The sequence below is a fragment of the Nocardioides sp. NPDC057772 genome (assembly GCF_042798075.1).
Taxonomy (GTDB): Bacteria; Actinomycetota; Actinomycetes; order Propionibacteriales; family Nocardioidaceae; genus Nocardioides.
In genome coordinates, this window is record NZ_JBHVKN010000229.1 from 1 (window position 1) to 6063 (window position 6063).

At 70.8% G+C, this 6063-nt stretch carries 5 protein-coding genes; all 5 read left to right on the plus strand.

Features of this window, described 5'->3' with window-relative positions; translation table 11 throughout:
* The first annotated feature begins 74 nt into the window (after positions 1 to 74).
* A complete protein-coding gene (locus ACFVJS_RS24440) occupies positions 75 to 1574 on the plus strand; it encodes a protein kinase (protein ID WP_378885883.1) in 1500 nt (499 codons plus the stop codon).
* Between the two features lie 204 nt (positions 1575 to 1778).
* On the plus strand, positions 1779 to 3389 hold the full coding sequence (gene cimA, locus ACFVJS_RS24445; RefSeq protein ID WP_378885885.1) for a citramalate synthase: 1611 nt from the start codon (positions 1779 to 1781) through the stop codon (positions 3387 to 3389).
* A gap of 64 nt (positions 3390 to 3453) precedes the next feature.
* Positions 3454 to 3993, plus strand: a complete 540-nt coding sequence (locus ACFVJS_RS24450) for an NADPH-dependent FMN reductase (protein WP_378885887.1) — start codon at positions 3454 to 3456, stop codon at positions 3991 to 3993.
* A 105-nt stretch (positions 3994 to 4098) separates the two neighbouring features.
* A complete protein-coding gene (locus ACFVJS_RS24455; RefSeq protein ID WP_378885889.1) occupies positions 4099 to 5055 on the plus strand; it encodes a GNAT family N-acetyltransferase in 957 nt (318 codons plus the stop codon).
* 9 nt (positions 5056 to 5064) lie between these two features.
* Positions 5065 to 6063: amidase (locus tag ACFVJS_RS24460; RefSeq protein ID WP_378885891.1), on the plus strand; the 999-nt coding region annotated here is incomplete at its 3' end.

The following is a 6063-nucleotide window of genomic DNA, read 5'->3' on the forward strand; positions in this document are numbered from 1 at the left end:
GACGTACGTGACGTCTCGGCCTGCGGGGGCGACGCCTCGGCCGGGTGTCGGGCGCGGCGGATAAGGTTTGTCGCGTGACGACAGCCCCACGCCGGTCCCCGGCGAGCCAGCGGGAGACCGTGGGCGACTACGACCTGATCTCCCTGCTGGGGCAGGGCGGGATGGGGCGGGTCCACCTGGCCAGCCACCGCACCAGCGGTGAGCGGGTGGCGCTGAAGGTGCTGCGTACGCAGTTCGTGGGCGACGAGGAGGGCCGCCACCGGCTCGCGCGCGAGGTCTCCTCGCTGCAGCGGGTGCGGAGCCGGTGGGTGGCGGGCGTCGTCGACGCCGACCCGTGGGGCGAGGTGCCGTGGCTGGCGACCCGCTACGTCCCGGGCCCGACCCTGCACGACAAGATCGTCAACGAGGGGCCGCTCTCGCGCGATGACGTCGAGCAGCTGGCCAGCGACTTGGCCGAGGGCATCGCCGACTGCCACGCCGTCGGCGTCCTCCACCGCGACATCAAGCCGGCCAACATCATCGTCGAGGGGCGCACCCCGATCCTGATCGACTTCGGGCTCGCTCGCGTCGCCGACGACCCGAAGATCACCGTGACCGGCCTGCTGATCGGCACGCCCGGCTATCTGCCGCCCGAGATCGCGGTGGGCGACCCTGCGACCCCGGCCTCGGACGTGCACTCGTGGGCCTCCGTCGTGGTGTACGCAGCGACCGGCCGCCCGCCCTTCGGCGAGGGCAACCCGATGAAGCTGATGGACCGCGCCCGGCGCGGCGAGCACGATCTGGAGGGAGTGCCGCAACCGCTGCGCGGGCTGCTCGGCCAGGCGCTCTCGCCCGACCCCGCCGACCGTCCGACGCTGGACGAAGTCCGCGAGTGGCTGCGTACGCCGCGCCGGCCGTTCGTGCACAAGCCGATCGAGCAGCTCTCGCTGAGCGACCGGGCCGAGCGGGAGAAGGCCACCACGCCGGTCGCCCCGGTCGCCCTGCCGGTGAGCCGGCGACACGACCCCCGCCTGGAGAAGCTGCGCCGCGCGGCCATCTGGTTGGGTCTGCTCGCCTTCGCCGTCGGCGTGATCGCCGCCTTCCCGAGCGGCGGCTTCCTGGCCGTGCTCGGTGCTGCCTGGCTGATCCGCGCCGGCACCCTCGCCGCCGGAGATCTGCGCCGCTGGCGCTGGTACCGCGGCCGCAAGTGGCACGACGCACCCCGCCTCCTCATCGGTGCGCCCTGGCGGTTGGTCCGTTCGCTGCCGAAGACCTTCGTGGTCGGGGCGTGGGGCTTCGGGTTCGTGGTGGCCGCGGTGCTGATCGGCTATGCCCTGCAGCTCTCCCTCGAGGCGGCCCTGACCCTCGCCGGGCTGGCGTTCGTCACCGCGCTGTGGACCGGCTCGGGACGCGACCGTCTGCGTGGCCCGGTCACCAAGGCGGTCCACCGGGTCTCGGCCCGATGGGTGCCCTGGATCCTCGGGTTCGCCGTGGTCGTGACCCTCGCGCTCTTCCCGATCCAGTCGCTGTCCGAGGAGGGCTCGCAGTTCTCCGGCGGCGACGAGCCGTGGTGGGTCGAGCTCCTCGGCTGGTGAGACGCTCGTCCCACCGACAGAGATTTCGTGGCAGTATCAGGGACATGACGAACCACGTCATCATCATTCGCTAGCGCGTCGAGCACTGCCCGACGCGCCACCCTCTCGTCCTCGAGAGGGTTTTTTGTTGCCCAGCCCAGATCCAGCCCCAGACCCAGCCCCAGACCCAGCCCCAGATTCAGCCCAGCCCGAGGACACAGCGCCATGGAATTCCACGTCTACGACACCACCCTGCGCGACGGTGCGCAGCAGGAGGGCCTCAATCTCAGCGTCGCCGACAAGCTCGCGATCGCGCGACACCTCGACGGGCTGGGCGTCGGGTTCATCGAGGGCGGCTGGCCCGGCGCGAACCCCAAGGACACCGAGTTCTTCCGCCGAGCCGTCGACGAGCTCGACCTCAAGCACGCGCGGCTGGCGGCCTTCGGGTCGACCCGTCGAGCCGGGGTGAAGGCGGCCGACGACCCGCAGGTGGCCGCCCTCCGCGACTCGGGCGCCGGCGTCGTCACCCTCGTCGCCAAGTCCCACGACCGCCACGTCGAGCTGGCGCTGCGCACCACGCTCGAGGAGAACCTCGCGATGATCCGCGACACCGTCTCCCACCTGCGCGAGGAGGGCCAGCAGGTCTTTCTCGACGCCGAGCACTTCTTCGACGGCTACCGGGCCAACCGCGACTACGCGCTGGAGGTCCTCCGGACCGCCTACGAGGCGGGTGCCGAGGTGGTCGCGCTGTGCGACACCAACGGCGGGATGCTGCCGTCCTGGGTGGCCGACGTCGTCCACGACGTCCGCGAGCACACCCACGGAGCGGTCGGGATCCACTGCCACAACGACACCGGGTGCGCCGTCGCCAACTCGCTGGCCGCCGTGGACGCCGGCGCGATGCACGTGCAGGGCTGCATCAACGGCTACGGGGAGCGTACGGGCAACGCCGACCTCGTCTCCGTCGTCGCCAACCTCCAGCTCAAGCTCGGCCGCGAGGTGCTGCCGACCGGGCTGCTGAGCGAGGCCACCCGGGTCGCCCACGCGGTCGCCGAGGTGACCAACGTGCCGCCTGCGGGCCGTCAGCCCTACGTGGGTGCGTCCGCGTTCACCCACAAGGCCGGCCTGCACGCCTCCGCGATCAAGGTGGACCCCGACCTCTATCAGCACATGGACCCGGCCGGCGTCGGCAACGACATGCGACTGTTGGTCTCCGACATGGCCGGGCGGGCGTCGATCGAGCTGAAGGGCCGCGAGCTCGGCTACGACCTCTCCGACGACCGCGACCTGGTGACCCGGGTGACCGACCGGGTCAAGGCGCTCGAGGAGCAGGGCTACACCTTCGAGGCGGCCGACGCCTCCTTCGAGCTGCTCCTCATCGAGGAGGTCGAGGGCGCCCGTCCCTCCTTCTTCGACGTCGAGTCCTGGCGGGTCATCTCCGAGGCTCGCGGTGGCGGGGCCGAGACCGCCTCGACCACCGAGGCGATCGTGAAGATCCATGCCGACGGCGTACGTCACGTCGAGACGGGGGAGGGCAACGGTCCGGTCAACGCGCTGGACCAGGCACTGCGGGCCGCGATCACGCGTGCCTTCCCGGTGGTCGCCGACTTCGACCTGATCGACTTCAAGGTGCGGATCTTCGACCAGGGTCACGGCACCGACGCGAAGACGCGAGTGCTGATCGAGACCTCCGACGGCTCGACGTCGTGGACGACGGTCGGCGTCGGGTCCAACGTGATCGAGGCGTCCTGGGAGGCGCTGGTCGACGGGCTGACCTTCGGGCTGCGCCGGCATGTGGGCGAGACCACACCCGGGGAGGACGTTGTCGCGGAATGAATCCCCGGAACGACGACGTTTGACAGTTCAACATTGAACTTTCCGCGTCTTCCGAGGAGAACCCGTGTCCGACACCCGCATCGCCGTACTCGTTGGCAGCCTGCGTGCCGAGTCGACCAACCGTAAGCTCGCCGAGAAGCTTGCCGCCGAGGCGCCCGAGGGCGTCACCCTGGAGATCGTCGAGGGCCTGGGCGAGCTGCCGTTCTTCAACGAGGACCTCGAGGCCGAGCCGGGCGAGGCCGTCACCCAGCTCCGCAAGACGATCACCGAGGCCGACCGCGTGCTGATCGTCACCCCGGAGTACAACGCCACCATCCCGGGTGTGCTCAAGAACGCGATCGACTGGCTCTCCCGTCCGTACGCCGCGGGCGCCATCAAGGACAAGATCGTCTCCGTCGTCGGCATCACGCCGACCCCGTACGGTGGCAAGTGGGCCCACGCCGACGCCGCCCGTTCGGCCGGCATCGCCGGCGCGATCGTCGTCGAGGACGCGATCGTCTCGCAGCCCGCCCACGAGGTGGACGTGTTCGCCGACGCCGAGGTCCAGGCACGCTTCACCGCTGCCGTCGAGAAGCTCGCGGGCTTCGAGCCCGCAGCCGTCTGATCTCTCCATCCAGGCGGCACCACGAGGTCAGGTCTCTCCGGGGGGAGACCTGACCTTCGTCATTTATCGCGTGCGCGATGGGGGTTTCGGCCTTAGGTTGCGGGCATGAGTGGACCCGTGAAGCAGCTTCGAGTGGTGGTCGAGGCAAAGGACTACGAGCAGGCGGTGGAGTTCTACCGCGACACTCTCGGCCTTCCTGAGGAGGCCGCTTTCTCCGGCCCCGGCGAGGCGCATGTGACGATCCTCGACGCCGGCCGGGCGACGCTCGAGCTCGCCAACCCGGCCCAGCACGCCTACATCGACGAGGTCGAGGCCGGACGACCGGTGGCCGGGCACGTACGGGTGGCGTTCGAGGTCGACGACTCCGCCGGTGTCACGTCCCGGCTGGTGGAGGGTGGCGCCGCGCTGGTGGCGCCACCGACCCACACCCCGTGGGAGTCCCTCAACGCCCGCCTCGACGGGCCGGCCGACCTGCACCTGAGCGTCTTCCAGGAGCTCGGCGAGCCCGTGCTGGACCCCGACTATCCGATCGCCACCGAGCGGCTCCTGCTGCGTCCCCTCGACGTCGAGCGCGACCTCGAGGACCTGCACGCCTATCTGTCGCGGGAGGACGTGTGCCGCTACATCCCGCCGGTGCCGAAAGACCGCGATGCGTTGCGCGAGTCCTATGCGGCGTGGAAGCGGCCGTCGGTGCTGCGCCGGGAGGGTGAGGTGCTCTGCCTCGGCGTCGAACACCGCGACAGCGGCCGGCTGATCGGCGACGTCGTGCTCTTCTGGCACAGCAAGAAGCAGCGGTCAGGGGAGATCGGGTACGCCTTCAACCCCGAGTTCCACGGCCAGGGCTTCGCCACCGAGACCGCCCGTGCGCTGCTGGGCCTGGCCTTCGACGGGCTCGGCCTGCACCGGGTCACCGCCCGGGTCGACGAGCGCAACACCGCCTCCGCGCGGGTGATCGAGCGGCTCGGGATGCGCAAAGAGGCCGTCGAGCGCGAGGCCGAGTGGTTCAAGGGCGAGTGGACGACATTGGTGCACTACGCGATGCTCGAGGACGAGTGGCGTTAGCCTGCAGGGGTGGCCGAGCTTCATGATCTGACCGCCCTGGAACAGGGAGAGCTGCTGCATCGGTGCGAGGTCTCCCCGGGAGAGCTCGCCGAGCACTATCTCGACAGGATCTCGCGGCTCGACGATGTCGGTGCCTTCGTGACCGTGGCCGAGGAGCGGATCTCGACGTGTGCTCGTGAGCTCGCGGTGAAACCGGTCGGCGCCTCACCGCTGTGGGGCGTACCCACCGCGATCAAGGATCTCAACCTCACCCGCGGCGTACGCACCACCTTCGGGTCGGCCGCCTTCGCCGACTTCGTCCCCGACGTCTCCGACAACGTGACGCTCTCGATCGAGGCGGCGGGGATGATCTCGCTCGGGAAGACCAACACCCCCGAGTTCGGCTCGCCCTGCTACACCGAGCCGGACGTGGCGCCGCCCGCCGTCACCCCCTGGGACCGTACGCGGATCGCCGGTGGCTCCTCCGGAGGCGCTGCCGCGGCCGTGGCCGCCGGGCTCGTGCCGGTCGCGCAGGGCTCCGACGGTGGCGGCTCGATCCGGATCCCGGCCTCGTGCTGCGGCCTGGTCGGTCTGAAGCCGACCCGCGCGCGGATCTCGCCGTCGCCGATGTACGGCGACGCCGCCGGGCTCGCCACCGCAGGCCCGATCGCGCGGACGGTGCGGGACGCGGCGGCCTTCCTCGACGTGCTCGCGGGGCGGCGTACGGGTGATCCGTTCTGGGCTCCCGAGGAGCCGCTGCCGTTCCTGGACGCCTGTGAGCGCCCGCCCGGGCGGCTGCGTATCGCCCGGTTCATCGAGCCGCTGATCGCCCCGACCACGGTCGACCCCGAGTGCGTCACCGCCTGGGAGAACGCATCGTCCTTGTTGGAGTCACTCGGTCACGAGATCGTCGACATCCCGCGACCGCTGCCGGTCGAGGCGGTCGCGATCTTCGAGACCGTGTGGGCCGTCGGGACCGCGATGGCGGTCGTGAACCTCGCCCCCGAACAGCGCTCGCAGATCCGGCCG

Bases quoted from the DNA above. Each gene is read 5' to 3' on its own strand.
- cimA (WP_378885885.1), top strand. From the start codon at position 1,779: ATGGAATTCCACGTCTACGACACCACCCTGCGCGACGGTGCGCAGCAG.
- ACFVJS_RS24455 (WP_378885889.1), top strand. From the start codon at position 4,099: ATGAGTGGACCCGTGAAGCAGCTTCGAGTGGTGGTCGAGGCAAAGGAC.